Raw genomic sequence first — 15400 nt, 5'->3', positions numbered from 1 at the left:
CGGCCACAGGACGCATCCATGGCACACCGACGCTTCATCAGGCTTGGCAATCCGGCGTTCGCTGTCGTGCTGGTGGTGGCGGGAATTGCCATGGCGTTGCTCTGGAGAGAACAGCTGGGGCCCCCGGGCCTCGGGCAGGGCGCAGACGAGACGCTGGCTGTTCCTGCGCAATACGCTGACCTGGCGCCCGCGCCACCGGAGAACCCGCCAGCACAATCTGCGCCGGTCGAGCCTGCGCCCTCAGAAGCGGAAAGACGAAGTGCCGCGCGTGCGCTGGTTGAAGGCCGCCTGCGCGATCCGGACGGTGCGGTGTTCCGCAACGAGCGCGTGCTGCAGGGCGGGGAGATCGTCTGTCTGGACGTGAACGCCCGCGATGACGCCGGCGGCGAGATGGGCTTTTCCAGAGCCGTGGTCATCACCCGGCCAGGCGCTGAGCCGGTGGTCTGGGTGGACAGCGGGCGCGAGCTGATCGCGCATACGGCTTGCGAGATGGCCTGAGTCGGGATGGGGCGCGGCTGCGCGTCAGACCGGTCTCGCCGAGGTGCGGGTCGATGGTTCGTTCGCAACGACATCGATCGCAGCGGCCGCCGACGACAAGACGCACGCACGACGAATCGCGATCAAAATGCCGAATCTGCGGGGAATTGGCAGGAGAAGCGCCGGCGCGCGTCGCAAATTTCTGTTCTATATGGCGCGCCCGACAGGAATCGAACCTGTAACCCCCGACTTAGAAGGTCGGTGCTCTATCCGGTTGAGCTACGGGCGCAAAGGACGGGCGGTGTCTCGGCCGGACGTCCGGTGGTCGGGGTAGAGGGATTCGAACCCCCGACATCCTGCTCCCAAAGCAGGCGCGCTACCAGACTGCGCTATACCCCGCCGGAACCCGCGGCGACACGCAGGCGCGAACGCCATGCGAGGGCGGCATTGTCGGAACCGGCCGCGGCACTGTCAACGCGCCGGCGCCGGCCACGTCCGCGGTGTATCCTGCCGGCTGGAACAATCCACGGAAATCAGGGGCCCTCTTTCATGCGCAGCGGTAATCCGACCCTCAAGGAATCCACCTTCCTCGACCTGGCGAGCGGCAGTGTCGTGTCGCGCGACGGCGAGGCGATGACCCTCAACGGCACCGTCAACAAGACCGGCTTTCTGCTGCTGCTGACCGTGCTGACCGCCGCGTTCGCGTGGTCGCAGGTCGACTTCGGCGTCGACGGACGCCCGCAGGCCGGCTTCGGCATGTACATGTGGGGCGGTGCGATCGGTGGTTTCGTGATCGCGATGGTCACCGTGTTCAAGAAGGAGTGGTCGCCGGTGACCGCGCCGCTCTATGCGCTGGTCGAAGGCTTCTTCCTCGGCGCGATTTCGGCGATGTACAACTTCATGTACGAGGGCATCGTGCTGCAGGCGGTGATGCTGACCTTCGGCACGCTGTTCGCGCTGCTGTTCGCCTACCGCACGGGCCTGATCAAGGCGACCGAGAACTTCAAGCTCGGCGTGGTCGCGGCCACGGGCGGCATCGCGCTGGTCTATCTGGCGACCATTGCCCTGGGCTTCTTCGGCATCTCCATTCCGCTGATCCACGAATCGGGCCTGATCGGCATCGGCTTCAGCCTGTTCGTGATCGTCGTCGCAGCGCTGAACCTGGTGCTGGATTTCGATTTCATCGAAACCGGTGTCGAGCAGGGCGCGCCGAAGTACATGGAGTGGTACGGCGCCTTCGGTCTGATGGTTACGCTGGTGTGGCTGTACATCGAGTTCCTGCGTCTGCTGTCGAAGCTGCAGTCGCGCAACTGAGGTCGCAATCGATCCGATGAAAAAGGGCGCCGCTGGCGCCCTTTTTCTTGCGCGCCGCATCGGAATGCGCGACGCGACCGGCATCGTGACGGGACGCCGCAGACACGGATTCGGCACTGCATGCGGTCGACGTTCGATCTGCCTGCCTGTACGGCGTGATGCAGTTCGGGGCCCTGCACGCCCGCTGCACGCGTCGCCGCCTACGCTTGCGCACCATTCACGGGTAAGCCCGACCATGCGCCTGCTGACCGGCTGCGAACTCTCGATCGAGACCGATGCGACCAGTCCGGTGCTGGCGATGCTGCGTCCGCGTGCCGGCGGCGCGCAGTGGCGGGTCAACGATCGCGACGGCTTCGACGCCACCCATGCGTTTGCCGAGTACGTCGACGGATTCGGCAACAGCTGCCAGCGCTTTACCTTGCCGCGTGGGCTCACGCGGCTGCGCGTGCAGTCGGTCGTGGATACGGCCGACGATCTGCCGGTGGCACCTTTGGCGCCCGCCAACGACCCCGCGCATCTGCCGGCCGAAACCCTGCAATTCCTGCTGCCCAGCCGCTATTGCCCGTCCGATCGCGCCGCCATGTACCGGCGTGCGAGTGAGGTGGTCGGTGACGCGCCTGCCGGCTACGCGCAGGCGGAAGCCATCCGCGCCTGGATCCAGGCGCATCTGATCTACCGCTATGGCAGCAGCGATGCGAGCACCGACGCCCAGCAGACCCTGGAATCCGGTGCGGGTGTCTGCCGGGACTTCGCCCATGTCGGCATCACGCTGTGCCGCACGCTGGACATCCCCGCGCGCATGGTCGTCGGGTGGCTGCACGAGCTCAAGCCGATGGACATGCACGCCTGGTTCGAGGCCTACCTCGGCGACACCTGGTACGCCTTCGACGCCACCCAGGTGGCGCCGCGTGGCGGTCGTGTGGTGATCGCGCACGGCCGCGATGCCGCCGATGTCGCGTTTCTCACCACGTACCGCCCCCTGCGCACGCTGTCGATCCGGGTCTGGACGGAAATCGACGGCGCCTCCGCGGTCGGCTGAGGCACTTCGATGCGCCTGTTCAGATGCTCGCAATGCGAGCAGGTCCTGTATTTCGAGAATACCGAGTGCCTGCGGTGCGGAAGCCGGCTCGGATTTTTCCCAGACGGACTCACGCTCGAAGCGGTGCAGCCGGAAGGGGCGAACTGGCGATCGGTCGGTGGGCCCGAAGGGCTGCACCGCTTCTGCCGGAACGCCGACCACTCGGCCTGCAACTGGCTGCTGCCCGCAGAGGCGGCCGAGCGCTATTGCCGCGCCTGTCGTCACAACCGCACGATTCCGCATCTCGGTGATCCCGGCCGGCTCGACGCCTGGCGCCGGCTCGAGACCGCGAAGCGGCGCCTGTTTTACACCCTGCTGCGTCTGCGGCTGCCAACGCCCGCGCCAGGAAGCGGCGATCCCCAGCCGCTGTCGTTCGATTTCCTCGCCGATCCGCAGCGTGGCCCCAAGGTCATGACCGGGCACGACAACGGGCATATCACCATCGCGCTTTCCGAAGCCGATGATCTGGCCCGGGAGCGTCTGCGGATCAAGCTCGGCGAGCCCTACCGCACGCTGCTGGGCCACTTCCGTCACGAGATCGGGCACTACTACTGGGACCGTCTGGTCCGTGACGCGGGTGATGCGGAGCTCGAACGCTGCCGCGCCGTGTTCGGCGACGACCGGCGCGATTACGGCGAAGCGCTGAAGGCGCACTACGCCCAGGGCGCGCCCGAGGACTGGCAGTCCAGTTACGTCAGCAGCTACGCCACGATGCATGCTTGGGAGGACTGGGCGGAAACCTGGGCGCATTACCTGCACATGGTCGATACGCTCGAGATGGCGTCGGCCTTCGGCATCCGCGTCGTGCCGGACGTGTCGGATGACGATTCGATGGACACGCGGCCTGCGCCCGATCCCTTCCACGTGGTGAATGTGCAGCGCCTGATCGATGCCTGGCTGCCGCTGACCTATGCGGTCAACAGCCTCAACCGCGCGATGGGGCAGCCGGACCTGTACCCGTTCGTCATCGCGCCCGCCGTGGTCGGCAAGATGGCCTACATCCACGACCTGATCCGGCGTCATTCGGCGGGATCTGCTGCGGTGCCACCTGCCCGGGTGGGCGGCCTGGCGTCCTGAGTGGCGGGGGAAGTAGGGCGTTCGCGCCATTCGCGCGGGCCGTGCGGCCGCACGCCGGTGCCATTCCAGCCCGCTGCGCGCTACACTTCGCCGCGGTCGCGATGAATTTTTTCGCTCCGGGGCATTCCGTTTCGGGATGAATCGGATAGAATGCGCGGCTCGTCGCGGAGACCCCGGTCTTCCGGCAGGCAAACGATTTCTGGTGGATGTAGCTCAGTTGGTTAGAGCACCGGATTGTGATTCCGGGGGTCGCGGGTTCAAATCCCGTCTTCCACCCCAGTGTTGAAGGCAACCGCAGAATTGGGTTGCCGAACCGCGCGGACTTGCTATACTGCGCGGCCGATTTATCGGGCCGTTAGCTCAGTTGGTAGAGCAGTTGACTCTTAATCAATAGGTCCAAGGTTCGAATCCTTGACGGCCCACCAGTTGTACGAAGACGCCCGGCTTTGCCGGGCGTTCTTCGTTTGAGGGACGCGACGATGGCCGGATGTGCCGGCGTCGACGACTGGCACGCGTCGCAAGGGCGCGGCATGATCCACGAGGTGCCCGCGCTCGCGGGTCCTTGGCGAAAGTGGCGGAATTGGTAGACGCCCTGGTTTTAGGTACCAGTGCCGCAAGGCGTGCGGGTTCGAGTCCCGCCTTTCGCACCACATCCCGCGCGTCTTCGAGGGCCGGCGGTGGCCGCGCTATCGATGTGTCCGGATGCGCAGGGCGTGGGGTTCCTGAGCGTCCTCATCGACCGAAGGCATTTAATCCGGGCGAAGTGACTCCGCCGGCTCATCCCGGCGGGTGGCAGGCGTCCGATTGTGCTTCGCGACCCCGCGGGGGTGTTGGGTGCCCGGAAGCGAGCGGTCCTCGTCACGGTCGATCAACCGCCCCGTTCCGGCCATCCGGTCGCCGCGCTGCGCGTAGCGGGCCGGCTACCCTCCCGGTCATCCTCGGAAGCGGTGGCGGCCCGGCGGGGAATCGGCCAAACTACGCCGTTGTGTCGCCGCGTTCCGTCCGGAGTGCGGCGGTGTCAGAGTCAATCAATTCCCAACAGTCAGATGTCGCGCGGTGCGTCCGCGAGCGCAGGAGTGGATATGCAAGTTTCGGTCGAATCGCTGGGCAGCCTGGAACGCAAGATGACGTTCCGCGTGCCGTCCGAACGTCTGGAGACCCAGATCGGTGGCCGTCTGCGCGAAATCGCGCGGACCACCCGCCTCAAGGGCTTCCGTCCGGGCAAGGTGCCGGCCAAGGTGGTCGAGCAGCGCTTCGGCGAGCAGGTCCGCGCCGAGGTCCTCGACGGCCTGCTGCGCGAGGGCTTCGACCAGGCGGTCCGCGAGAACGAACTGCGCCTCGCCGGCGCGCCGCAGATCACGCCGGAAGGCGAGGCGGGCGAGGGCGAACTGGCCTTCACCGCGACCTTCGAAGTGGTGCCGGACTTCGGCGATATCGAACTCGAGAAGCTCGAAGTGGTGCGTCACACCGCGGAAGTGGCCGAGGACGACATCGATCGCATGATCGAGAACCTGCGTCTGCAGCGCCGCAGCTGGAGCGCGGTCACGCGTGGCGCGGCCAAGGGTGACGCGGTCGACGTCGAAACCTGGTCGCAGATCGGCGACGAGCGCCTGCCGGCCGAAGGCGCCGAGCGTGGCGTGACCGTGCTGGGCTCGGGTGCGATGTACCCGGAGATCGAGGATGCGCTGGTCGGCCTGTCGAAGGGCGACGAGAAGGTCGTCGAGGTCACCTTCCCCGAGAACTGGCGCGTGCCGCAGCTGGCAGGCAAGCAGGCCAGCGTCCACGTCAAGGTGGAGCAGGTCTCCGAGCAGCAGCTGCCCGAGGTCGATGGCGCGTTCATCCGCAGCTTCGGCGTCAAGAGCGGCGAGATGACCCAGTTCCGCACCGAGATCCGCAGCAACCTGGAGCGCGAGCTCAAGGGCGCGCTGATGAACCGTCTGCGTCGCGAGGTCGGCGAGCAGCTGGTCGCCGCGTACGCGCACATCGAACTGCCGCCGAAGCTGGTCGAAGCCGAGGCGAAGTCGCTGCTGCGTCAGACCGTCGAGCAGGCCCGTCGCAACGGCCAGGCGCCGAACGTCGCCGACGATGCGCACACCGGCTTCGTCGAGCCTGCCCGCAAGCGGGTGCTCGTCGGTCTGCTGGTCGGCGAAGTCGCGCGTCGCAACGATCTGAAGCTCGATCCCAAGCGCGTGAACGAAACGATGCGCCTGATCGCCTCGACCTATGAAGAGCCGCAGCAGGTCATTGAGATGTACCGCAACGACCCCCAGCTGATGTCGGGTCTGCAGAACCGTGTGATGGAAGAGCAGGTGATCGACTGGATCGCCGAGCGCGCCAAGCACACGGAGCAGTCGCTGAGCTTCCAGGACGCGATCGGCCCGCAGGGCTGAGCCACGCGCACCCCGTCCGGTCCATGTGGGCCGGACGCTCCACCGACGGGAATTGATTGATGAGCATCGAGACGAAAGCCCTCAACCTGGTGCCGATGGTGGTCGAGCAGACCAGCCGCGGCGAGCGCGCGTACGACATCTATTCGCGCCTGTTGAAGGAGCGCGTGATCTTCCTCGTCGGCGGCATCGACGACCACATGGCGAACGTGATCGTCGCCCAGTTGCTGTTCCTCGAGGCGGAAAACCCCGAGAAGGACATCAACCTGTACATCAACTCGCCGGGCGGCATCGTCACCGCGGGCATGGCGATCTACGACACCATGCAGTTCATCAAGCCGGACGTCAGCACGATCTGCATCGGTCAGGCGGCCAGCATGGGCGCGCTGCTGCTGTCGTCGGGCGCGGCGGGCAAGCGCTATGCGCTGCCGAATTCGCGCGTGATGATCCACCAGCCGCTGGGCGGCTTCCAGGGCCAGGCGACGGATATCGACATCCACGCCAAGGAAATCCTGTCGATGAAGCAGCGCCTCAACGAGATCATGGCGCACCACACCGGTCAGCCCTACGAGACGATTGCCCGCGACACCGAGCGCGACAACTTCAAGAGCGCCCAGGCTGCGCGCGAGTACGGTCTGGTCGACCAGGTGCTCGAGCGTCGCCCCGACGAATCGATCGCACCGGCTTGATGCGGGCAAGCCTCTGATTCACAAGGCATATGTGCAACGGCGTGCTCTCCCGGGAGGCGCCGGACGCTGTGCTATTCTCGAAACGTAACCGCAACACAGATTTGGCGAAGGCATGAGCGAAGACCGTCAGGGTCGTTCCGGCGACAGCACCAAGATCCTCTACTGTTCTTTCTGCGGAAAGAGCCAGCATGAGGTGCGCAAGCTGATTGCCGGCCCGAGCGTGTTCATCTGTGATGAGTGCGTCGAACTGTGCAACGACATCATCCGCGAGGAGCTCGAGGAGAAGGCGCAGTCGGCGCGCAGCTCGCTGCCGAAGCCGCGCGAGATCCTCGAGGTGCTGGATCAGTACGTGATCGGCCAGCGCCGGGCGAAGAAGACCCTCGCCGTCGCGGTCTACAACCACTACAAGCGCATCGAGAGCCGCAGCAAAAACGACGAGGTCGAGCTGGCCAAGTCGAACATCCTGCTGATCGGCCCGACCGGTTCGGGCAAGACGCTGCTGGCCGAAACGCTGGCGCGTCTGCTCAATGTGCCGTTCACGATGGCCGACGCCACGACGCTGACCGAAGCCGGTTACGTCGGCGAAGACGTCGAGAACATCATCCAGAAGCTGCTGCAGAAGTGCGATTACGACGCCGAGAAGGCGCAGCAGGGCATCGTCTACATCGACGAGATCGACAAGATCTCGCGCAAGAGCGAGAACCCGTCGATCACCCGCGACGTGTCGGGCGAAGGCGTGCAGCAGGCGCTGCTCAAGCTGATCGAAGGCACGGTCGCCAGCGTGCCGCCGCAGGGCGGTCGCAAGCACCCGCAGCAGGAATTCCTGCAGGTCGACACCAAGAACATCCTGTTCATCGTCGGCGGCGCGTTCGCCGGCCTCGACAAGGTGATCCAGGCGCGCAGCACCGATGCCAGCGGCATTGGCTTTGGCGCCAAGCTCAAGAGTTCGGAGCGCAAGGCCGACACCGGCAAGGTGCTGGCCGAGGTCGAGCCGGAAGACCTGATCAAGTTCGGCCTGATTCCCGAGTTCGTGGGTCGCCTGCCGGTGGTCGCCACGCTCGAGGAGCTGGACGAAGTCGCGCTGATCCAGATCCTCACCGAGCCCAAGAACGCCATCAGCAAGCAGTTCAAGAAGCTGTTCGAGATGGAGGGCGTCGAGCTGGAGTTCCGTCACGACGCGCTGGCAGCCATTGCCAAGAAGGCGATCAAGCGCAAGACCGGTGCACGCGGCCTGCGCACGATCGTCGAGTCGGTGCTGCTGGACACGATGTACGACCTGCCGTCGCTGGAGAACGTCACCAAGGTGGTCGTCGACGAGTCGGTGATCGAGCACAAGTCCGAGCCCTACCTGATCTACGAAACACCGGCGACCGAGCAGAAGGCCGCCTCCGGCGACTGAGTCGACAACCGGAACGAAACGTTCCGATTGCGCATCATCCGGCCCGTTCGCGGGCCGATCGCCGCCACGACGCGCCGCGGTCCGCAAGGTCCGCGGCGTTTTCGTGTCCGGAACCCGCGCGCATCGCTTGCAACGCGGGCGGTGGCGCCCCATAAACGATGTCAGCGCGGCGAGGCCGTCGCCGATCGCGCGCTTTCCTGAGGATGAAACGATGAGCCCACGCACCGCCCCCGAGACCCACGACCTGCCGGTCCTGCCGCTGCGTGACGTGGTGGTGTTCCCGCATATGGTGATCCCGCTGTTCGTCGGGCGTGACAAGTCGATCCGGGCGCTGGATATCGCGATGGAATCCGACAAGCGCATCCTGCTGGTCGCGCAGAAGTCGGCCGAAACCGATGATCCGGACGCCGACGACCTGTACCAGGTCGGCACGCTGGCGACGGTGTTGCAGCTGCTGAAGCTGCCCGACGGCACGATCAAGGTGCTGGTCGAAGGCACCGAGCGCGTGACCCTGAGCGACATCCGCGAGGACGGCGGCGCGCTGACCGGCACGGGTGTGCCCGTGCCCGCAGTGGAGGGCCGTGAGCCGCGCGAGGTCGAGGCCATCGCGCGTTCGCTGATGAGCCTGTTCGAGCAGTACGTCAAGACCAACCGCAAGCTGCCGCCGGAGCTGCTGCAGACGCTGGCCGGCATCGACGAGCCCGGCCGCCTGGCCGACACCATCGCCGCGCATCTGGCGGTGCGCCTGGCCGACAAGCAGCGCCTGCTCGAATCCGTGGACACCGCCGACCGCCTCGAACTGCTGGTCGGCTTCGTCGACGGCGAGATCGACGTGCAGCAGATGGAGAAGCGCATCCGCGGCCGCGTGAAGTCGCAGATGGAGAAGTCGCAGCGCGAGTACTACCTCAACGAGCAGATGAAGGCGATCCAGAAGGAGCTGGGCGAGATCGACGACGCGCCCAACGACATCGACGAGATCGCGCGCAAGATCGCCGAGGCCGGCATGCCGAAGGCGGTCGAGACCAAGGCCAAGGCCGAGTTCAACAAGCTCAAGCAGATGCCGCCGATGTCGGCCGAAGCCTCGGTCGTGCGCAACTATCTCGACTGGCTGCTGGGCGTGCCGTGGAAGAAGCGCAGCAAGGTGCGCAAGGATCTGAAGTCCGCGCAGGACGTGCTGGACGCCGATCACTACGGTCTGGAGAAGGTCAAGGACCGCATCCTCGAGTATCTCGCGGTGCAGACGCGCGTGAAGCAGATGAAGGGTGCGATCCTGTGCCTCGTCGGTCCGCCCGGCGTGGGCAAGACCTCGCTCGGCCAGTCGATCGCGAAAGCCACGAACCGAAAGTTCACCCGCATGGCGCTGGGCGGCGTGCGCGACGAGGCCGAGATCCGCGGCCACCGTCGCACCTATGTCGGTTCGATGCCGGGCCGCATCGTGCAGAGCATGAACAAGGTCGGCACCAAGAACCCGCTGTTCCTGCTGGACGAGATCGACAAGATGTCGATGGACTTCCGCGGCGATCCGGCGTCGGCGCTGCTGGAAGTGCTCGATCCCGAGCAGAACCACACCTTCAACGACCACTACCTCGAGGTCGATCTCGATCTGTCGGAAGTGATGTTCGTGGCGACGTCGAACTCGCTCAATATCCCGGGCCCGCTGCTCGACCGCATGGAAGTGATCCGCATCCCCGGTTACACCGAGGAGGAAAAGCTCAACATCGCGATGCGCTACCTGCTGCCCAAGCAGCTCAAGGCCAACGGCCTGAAGGCGAACGAGCTGGCGGTCGCCGAGAGCGCGATCCGCGACATCGTGCGCTACTACACGCGCGAATCGGGCGTGCGCAACCTCGAGCGCGAGATCGCCAAGGTCTGCCGCAAGGTCGTCAAGGAAATCGCGCTGGCCGGTCCGGTGGCTGCGGGCAAGGGCAAGGCGAAGGGCATCAAGACGGTCAAGGTCAACGAGAAGAATCTCGACAAGTATCTGGGCGTGCAGCGCTTCGATTTCGGCCGCGCCGAACAGGACAACGAAGTCGGTCTGGTCACGGGCCTGGCGTGGACGGAAGTCGGCGGCGACCTGCTGCAGATCGAAGCGACCCAGGTGCCGGGCAAGGGCCAGCTGATCCTGACCGGCCAGCTCGGCGACGTCATGAAGGAATCCGCGTCGGCAGCGATGTCGGTGGTGCGCGCACGTGCCGAAGGGCTGGGCGTCGAGCTCGAGGTCCTGCAGAAGCACGACATCCACGTGCACGTGCCCGATGGCGCGACGCCGAAGGATGGTCCGAGTGCAGGCATCGCGATGGCGACGACGCTGGTGTCGTTGCTGACCAAGATTCCGGTGCGTGCGGACGTGGCGATGACCGGCGAGATCACGCTGCGTGGCCGTGTGACCGCGATCGGTGGCCTCAAGGAAAAGCTGCTGGCCGCGCTGCGCGGTGGCATCCGCACGGTCATCATCCCGGAAGAGAACCGCAAGGATCTGGCCGACATCCCGAAGAACGTCACCGAGGGCATGAAGATCGTGCCGGTGAAGTACATCGACGAGGTGCTCGATCTGGCGCTGGAGCGTCCGCTGCCGGCGCCAGCCGGACAGAAGCCGGATGCCAAGAAGGCGCGTTCGAAGGTGGTGCCGAAGACCAAGACCGGCGAAGCACGTCGGAGCCGCGTCAAGCACTGACCGCAGCGCACCCGCGTTGTCTGGAACGGCCGTCGCTGCGCATGCAGCGGCGGCCGTTCTGCATCCGGCGTCCGTGGTTGCGATCCTCGCCGCCGGTCGACGGGTGACGGATGCAGTCGAGCGCTCGGTCGGTCTGACGCATCGGCCGGTGCAATCGGGATCACCACGGCGACAGCGTGCCGGACCATGCGTGCACCGCATTGCGTTGGTTGGACATGCGCTTGCCGGCGCGGCGATTCCACTTCAGATCAGTGCATCGGATCGACCGAAGCACGCGCACCCGCGCGCTCCAGGCATCGCGTGCAGCGCTGTCGCAATCGATCGCGCGCGGGTAGCGCGCTCAGCGTTGCCGCGGACGCAGCAGCACCAGCACCGCGCCGGTGCTGCCCTGGGCCGGCGGCGCGGAGTGAAACGCAAGGACGTCGGCGCGCTGGCGCAACAGGCGATCGACCAGATTCTTGAGGATCGGCGCGTCGGGCGACGAATTCAGTCCCTTGCCGTGCACGATGCGCACGCAGCCGACGCCCGCGTCGATCGCATCGCGCAGGAACAGGCGCAGCAGCGCGGTCGCCTGAGTGGCATCGGCGTGGTGCAGGTCCAGTTCTTCCTGGGCCGCGTATTCGCCGCGGCCGAGTCGCTTGAGCACGCGCGGCGGCACGTCGTCGCGGCGGTACTGCATCGCGTCGCCGGCCTGCAGCAGCGGGCCGTCCAGCAACTGCCTGAACTCGCTGCGCGCCTCGGCATCATCGCGCTCGGCCATATGCGTACGCGGCCGGGGGCGAGGCGCTGCAGGCGGCTCGGGCGCGGCGGGCAATTCGCGCACCGGGCCGATCGCAGCGCGGAACAGCGCGCCGTCGTCATCGTCTGCAATCGGGTCTGCGTCGCGTCTGCGTTTCATGGCAGAAGCGTAACGTGATCATGCGCGGGTCGGGAGGGTGACCCCATCCGGTATCATGGGGATCTTGGCGAAGGCACGGGGCCTGCAGAACGATTCATGCGCGTATTGGTCAGTAACGATGACGGCGTCGACGCCCCCGGTATCCGGATTCTCGCCCAGGGCCTGCGTGATGCCGGCCACGAGGTGTTGATCGTCGCCCCCGACCGCGACCGTTCCGGCGCGAGCAACTCGCTCACCCTCGACATGCCGTTGCGCGTGGTCCAAGTGGACGACAGCACCTGGCGCGTCCATGGCACGCCGACCGACTGCGTGCATGTGGCGATCACCGGGCTGCTGGAAGTCGAACCCGACATCGTGGTATCGGGCATCAACAACACCGCGAATCTCGGCGACGACGTGATCTATTCCGGCACCGTCGCCGCGGCGATGGAAGGCCGTTTCCTCGGCCTGCCGGCAGTGGCGATGTCGCTGGTCACCGAGAACCATGACGGCCGCCATTACGAAACCGCCGCGCGCGCCGCAGTCGAGATCGTCGCGCGTCTCAAGGCTGATCCGCTGCCCGCCAACACCATCCTCAACGTCAACGTGCCCGACGTGGCCTGGGACGCGCTCGAAGGCTTCGAGGTCACGCGCCTGGGCAACCGCCACCGTGCCGAAGCCTGCACGCCGCTGGAAGATCCGCGCGGCCGCATGTTCTGGTGGATCGGCGCCGCGGGCGCGGAGCAGGACGCCGGCGCCGGCACCGATTTCCATGCCGTGCGCACGCGGCACATCTCGATCACGCCGATCCACGTCGATCTCACGCGCTACCAGGCGCTCGAGCACGTCGCCAACTGGGTGGGCGGTCTCGAAGCCGGCCTGAAGGCGCCCCGCGCATGATGGCCGGACTGCGCCTGCAGCCCGCCGCGCTCGGCGTGGGCATGACCTCGCAACGCGTGCGCGACCGGCTGATCGACCGGTTGCGCGATGGTGCGCATCCGGGCGGCGGCATTTCCGACGAGCGCGTGCTCAACGCGATCCGTACCGTGCCGCGCCACCTGTTCGTCGACGAAGCCTTCGCCACACGCGCCTACGAAGACACCGCGTTGCCCATCGGACACGGGCAGACGATTTCCCAGCCGTGGGTCGTCGCGCGCATGACCGAAGCGCTGCTGGTCAACGGCATGCCGGGCCGGGTGCTCGAAGTGGGCACCGGATCCGGCTACCAGGCGACGATCCTCGCCGCGCTCGGCATCGAGGTGCACACCGTCGAACGCATCGGCGAGCTGCTGCGTGTTGCGCGCAAGCGCTTCCGTTCGCTGGGCCTCAACGTGCGCAGCAAGCACGACGACGGCCGCATCGGCTGGCCCGAGAACGGTCCCTTCGACGGCATCATCGTGACCGCGGCCGGGCCTGCTTTGGTCGAGGCACTGACCGAGCAGCTCGCGGTCGGCGGCACCCTGGTCGCCCCGGTCGGCGCGCAGGGCGCGCAACAGCGCCTGCTCGTGCTCCAGCGCCAAGCCGATGGCCGCGTGGTGCAGCAGGACATCGCCGCGGTCAGCTTCGTTCCCCTTTTGTCCGGATATATCGACTGATGCAGTTGTTTGCGCGTATGTACGACACCACGCTTGCGTGGGCCCGCCACCGTCATGCGCCGCGCTACCTGACTGCGATGAGTGCCGCCGAATCGGTGATCTTCCCGATTCCCCCGGACGTCATGCTCGCGCCGATGTCGCTCGCCCAGCCGAAGCGCTGGTGGTGGTATGCGCTGTTGTGCACGCTGGGCTCGGTCGCCGGCGGTCTGCTCGGTTATGTCATCGGCCATTTCGCGCTGGATCTCGTGTGGCCCTGGATCGTGCGCATGGGCTGGCAGCCGACGTTCGAGCAGATCCAGGCGTTGTTCGTCGAGCACGGCCTGCTGTTCGTGTTCATTGCGGCGTTCACCCCGATTCCCTACAAAGTGTTCACGATCGCGTCGGGTTCGCTCGGAGTGGGGCTGCTACCGTTCGTCGTCGGCTCGCTGCTGGGGCGGGGCGCGCGGTTCTTTCTCGTCGCCGGCCTGATGGCCTGGGGCGGCCCGCGCTTCGAGCCGATGCTCAAGCGCTACATCGAATGGCTCGGCTGGCTGATGGTGGGCGCCGTGATCGCTGGATTGATCTGGATGGAGTTGCGTTGATGAGGCTGTTGGTTCTGCTGGTATCGATCATGTTGCTCGCCGCCTGCGGCAGCAGCCGGGTGATCCGCGAGGGCGGCAGCACGCCGCGGACGACTTCGACGCCGAAGCCCGGGCAGAGCGTCACCGTGCAGCGGGGCGACACCGTCTACCGCATCGCGACCGGCAACGGCATCAGTGCGCTCGATCTGGCGATGTGGAACAACCTGCCGGCGCCCTACACGATCTATCCGGGCCAGCGCCTGCGCCTGTATCCGGGCGGCACCAGCGCCCCGGCGCGTCCGCCGGTCGCGTCGGGCGGTGGTAGCAGCGCGCAGCGTCCGCCGGTCCAGCCGACACAGGCCCCGCCGCAACCGGCTGCACCCGCGCCCGCGCGCAGCCCGTTCCGCTGGCAGTGGCCGACCGACGGTCAGGTCATCGGCCGCTACGTGGCCAACGAACCCACCAAGCAGGGTCTCGACATCGCCGGCACCGGCGGTCAGGCCGTGCGTGCGGCGGCGGAAGGCGTGGTCGTGTATTCGGGCTCGGGTCTCGTCGGCTACGGCGAGCTGATCATCGTCAAGCACGACGACCAGTGGCTGTCGGCCTACGGCCACAACCGCACGCGCCGGGTCAACGAAGGCGAGCGGGTCACCGCCGGCCAGCAGATTGCCGAAATGGGCCGCACCGGCGCCGCGCGCGACATGCTGCATTTCGAGATCCGCTACAACGGCAAGCCCGTGGATCCGATGTCGTATCTGCCGGCGCGCTGAGCGGACACAGCGGGGACTGCTGTACCGGATCCACTGCCCGGCGCTGCACGCCCGGCGGGCATCGCTGCAGTCGAATCGAGCGCAATCGGCATCGCCTCGATCGCGACACCGGCACGTCATCGGCGCGATCCCGCGTCGGTCTGCGCGCCGGTGTTTCGACAGCGACGATCGCCCGGGTCGTCGCCTCTGCAGCGAGTGGCGTCCCGAAGACACGAGGCGCCGGGCGCGCGATCGATCTTCCAGGCCCCGTGGCCTTTCATGCCGCGCCGTCCGACGAGACACCTGCGCGTCGGCATCTCGGATGGCAATTCCGTCCATAGGCGCAGGTGGGATGTCTCCCGCGGCCTGCATGCGTGTGGCGAGCGGCACGGACTCTGCGCATCGCACGCCACCATGGCCTGCGCCGCGATTGTCCTGCGATCAGGAGAGGCATGTCGTTGCACCGGCATAGCGACATGGCGCTCTGATACAGGCTCGCGAGGCGCTTGCCGTCGCATCCAGAG

Annotated in this window: 13 protein-coding genes and 5 tRNA genes; 15 read left to right on the top strand and 3 right to left on the bottom strand. The window is 66.6% G+C overall.

The features are described from left to right. Positions 1 to 18: 18 nt before the first annotated feature. Positions 19 to 498 carry a hypothetical protein gene (locus AC3A5K_RS14065; protein ID WP_487618156.1) on the top strand — a complete coding sequence of 160 codons (480 nt, stop codon included), beginning with the start codon at positions 19 to 21 and terminating at the stop codon, positions 496 to 498. Positions 499 to 689: 191 nt separating this feature from the next. Here the strand turns inward: AC3A5K_RS14065 and AC3A5K_RS14060 are convergent. Then, positions 690 to 766 (bottom strand) — tRNA-Arg (locus tag AC3A5K_RS14060). 33 nt (positions 767 to 799) lie between these two features. Continuing rightward, positions 800 to 876 (bottom strand) — tRNA-Pro (locus tag AC3A5K_RS14055). A gap of 150 nt (positions 877 to 1026) precedes the next feature. Here AC3A5K_RS14055 and AC3A5K_RS14050 point away from each other — a divergent pair. The 10 genes from AC3A5K_RS14050 to lon all read left to right on the top strand — a co-directional run bounded on the left by AC3A5K_RS14050 (position 1027) and on the right by lon (position 11095). Beyond that, positions 1027 to 1791, top strand: coding sequence for a Bax inhibitor-1/YccA family protein (locus AC3A5K_RS14050; RefSeq protein WP_487618155.1), 765 nt, complete (start codon positions 1027 to 1029; stop codon positions 1789 to 1791). 235 nt (positions 1792 to 2026) lie between these two features. After that, on the top strand, positions 2027 to 2830 hold the full coding sequence (locus AC3A5K_RS14045; RefSeq protein ID WP_487618154.1) for a transglutaminase domain-containing protein: 804 nt from the start codon (positions 2027 to 2029) through the stop codon (positions 2828 to 2830). A gap of 9 nt (positions 2831 to 2839) precedes the next feature. Continuing rightward, complete coding sequence (locus AC3A5K_RS14040; protein ID WP_487618153.1) at positions 2840 to 3946, top strand: zinc-binding metallopeptidase family protein; 1107 nt, start codon at positions 2840 to 2842, stop codon at positions 3944 to 3946. 202 nt (positions 3947 to 4148) lie between these two features. Next, positions 4149 to 4225 (top strand) — tRNA-His (locus tag AC3A5K_RS14035). Between the two features lie 70 nt (positions 4226 to 4295). Next, positions 4296 to 4371, top strand: a tRNA-Lys gene (locus AC3A5K_RS14030). Between the two features lie 140 nt (positions 4372 to 4511). Further along, positions 4512 to 4596 (top strand) — tRNA-Leu (locus tag AC3A5K_RS14025). A 432-nt stretch (positions 4597 to 5028) separates the two neighbouring features. Further along, positions 5029 to 6336 carry a trigger factor gene (gene tig, locus AC3A5K_RS14020; RefSeq protein WP_487618152.1) on the top strand — a complete coding sequence of 436 codons (1308 nt, stop codon included), beginning with the start codon at positions 5029 to 5031 and terminating at the stop codon, positions 6334 to 6336. A 59-nt stretch (positions 6337 to 6395) separates the two neighbouring features. After that, positions 6396 to 7022 (top strand): ATP-dependent Clp endopeptidase proteolytic subunit ClpP, encoded by a 627-nt coding sequence (gene clpP, locus AC3A5K_RS14015; protein ID WP_487618151.1) that lies wholly within the window; start codon positions 6396 to 6398, stop codon positions 7020 to 7022. A 112-nt stretch (positions 7023 to 7134) separates the two neighbouring features. Then, positions 7135 to 8421 carry an ATP-dependent Clp protease ATP-binding subunit ClpX gene (clpX, locus tag AC3A5K_RS14010; protein WP_487618150.1) on the top strand — a complete coding sequence of 429 codons (1287 nt, stop codon included), beginning with the start codon at positions 7135 to 7137 and terminating at the stop codon, positions 8419 to 8421. Between the two features lie 211 nt (positions 8422 to 8632). Next, entirely contained in the window at positions 8633 to 11095 is a 2463-nt protein-coding gene (gene lon / locus AC3A5K_RS14005; protein WP_487618149.1) for an endopeptidase La, read from the top strand. Positions 11096 to 11435: 340 nt separating this feature from the next. Here the strand turns inward: lon and AC3A5K_RS14000 are convergent, their stop codons facing one another. Further along, positions 11436 to 11993: a Smr/MutS family protein gene (locus AC3A5K_RS14000; RefSeq protein ID WP_487618148.1), complete on the bottom strand. Its 558-nt coding sequence runs from the start codon at positions 11991 to 11993 to the stop codon at positions 11436 to 11438. Between the two features lie 96 nt (positions 11994 to 12089). On the opposite strand from AC3A5K_RS14000, the gene surE reads away from it, so the two are divergent. The 4 genes from surE (at position 12090) to AC3A5K_RS13980 (ending at position 14897) form a co-directional block, all read left to right on the top strand. After that, positions 12090 to 12872: a 5'/3'-nucleotidase SurE gene (gene surE, locus AC3A5K_RS13995; RefSeq protein ID WP_487618147.1), complete on the top strand. Its 783-nt coding sequence runs from the start codon at positions 12090 to 12092 to the stop codon at positions 12870 to 12872. Further along, on the top strand, positions 12869 to 13567 hold the full coding sequence (locus AC3A5K_RS13990) for a protein-L-isoaspartate(D-aspartate) O-methyltransferase (protein WP_487618146.1): 699 nt from the start codon (positions 12869 to 12871) through the stop codon (positions 13565 to 13567). The genes surE and AC3A5K_RS13990 overlap by 4 nt, the downstream gene beginning before the upstream one ends. 77 nt (positions 13568 to 13644) lie before the next feature. Further along, positions 13645 to 14148, top strand: coding sequence for a YqaA family protein (locus AC3A5K_RS13985; RefSeq protein WP_487618145.1), 504 nt, complete (start codon positions 13645 to 13647; stop codon positions 14146 to 14148). Continuing rightward, the gene (locus AC3A5K_RS13980; protein WP_487618144.1) at positions 14148 to 14897 is read left to right on the top strand and encodes a peptidoglycan DD-metalloendopeptidase family protein; all 750 of its coding nucleotides are present in this window, start codon (positions 14148 to 14150) and stop codon (positions 14895 to 14897) included. Before AC3A5K_RS13985 ends, AC3A5K_RS13980 begins: the two co-directional genes overlap by 1 nt. The last annotated feature ends 503 nt before the right edge of the window (positions 14898 to 15400 follow it).

Source organism: Luteimonas sp. Soil_C_5 (genome assembly GCF_057656615.1).
This window is presented reverse-complemented; position numbering and strand designations above follow the sequence as displayed.

Coding starts and splice junctions, on each gene's coding strand:
- AC3A5K_RS14065 (WP_487618156.1), top strand. CDS start 19: ATGGCACACCGACGCTTCATCAGGCTTGGCAATCCGGCGTTCGCTGTC.
- AC3A5K_RS14050 (WP_487618155.1), top strand. CDS start 1,027: ATGCGCAGCGGTAATCCGACCCTCAAGGAATCCACCTTCCTCGACCTG.
- AC3A5K_RS14045 (WP_487618154.1), top strand. CDS start 2,027: ATGCGCCTGCTGACCGGCTGCGAACTCTCGATCGAGACCGATGCGACC.
- AC3A5K_RS14040 (WP_487618153.1), top strand. CDS start 2,840: ATGCGCCTGTTCAGATGCTCGCAATGCGAGCAGGTCCTGTATTTCGAG.
- tig (WP_487618152.1), top strand. CDS start 5,029: ATGCAAGTTTCGGTCGAATCGCTGGGCAGCCTGGAACGCAAGATGACG.
- clpP (WP_487618151.1), top strand. CDS start 6,396: ATGAGCATCGAGACGAAAGCCCTCAACCTGGTGCCGATGGTGGTCGAG.
- clpX (WP_487618150.1), top strand. CDS start 7,135: ATGAGCGAAGACCGTCAGGGTCGTTCCGGCGACAGCACCAAGATCCTC.
- lon (WP_487618149.1), top strand. CDS start 8,633: ATGAGCCCACGCACCGCCCCCGAGACCCACGACCTGCCGGTCCTGCCG.
- AC3A5K_RS14000 (WP_487618148.1), bottom strand. CDS start 11,993: ATGAAACGCAGACGCGACGCAGACCCGATTGCAGACGATGACGACGGC.
- surE (WP_487618147.1), top strand. CDS start 12,090: ATGCGCGTATTGGTCAGTAACGATGACGGCGTCGACGCCCCCGGTATC.
- AC3A5K_RS13990 (WP_487618146.1), top strand. CDS start 12,869: ATGATGGCCGGACTGCGCCTGCAGCCCGCCGCGCTCGGCGTGGGCATG.
- AC3A5K_RS13985 (WP_487618145.1), top strand. CDS start 13,645: ATGAGTGCCGCCGAATCGGTGATCTTCCCGATTCCCCCGGACGTCATG.
- AC3A5K_RS13980 (WP_487618144.1), top strand. CDS start 14,148: ATGAGGCTGTTGGTTCTGCTGGTATCGATCATGTTGCTCGCCGCCTGC.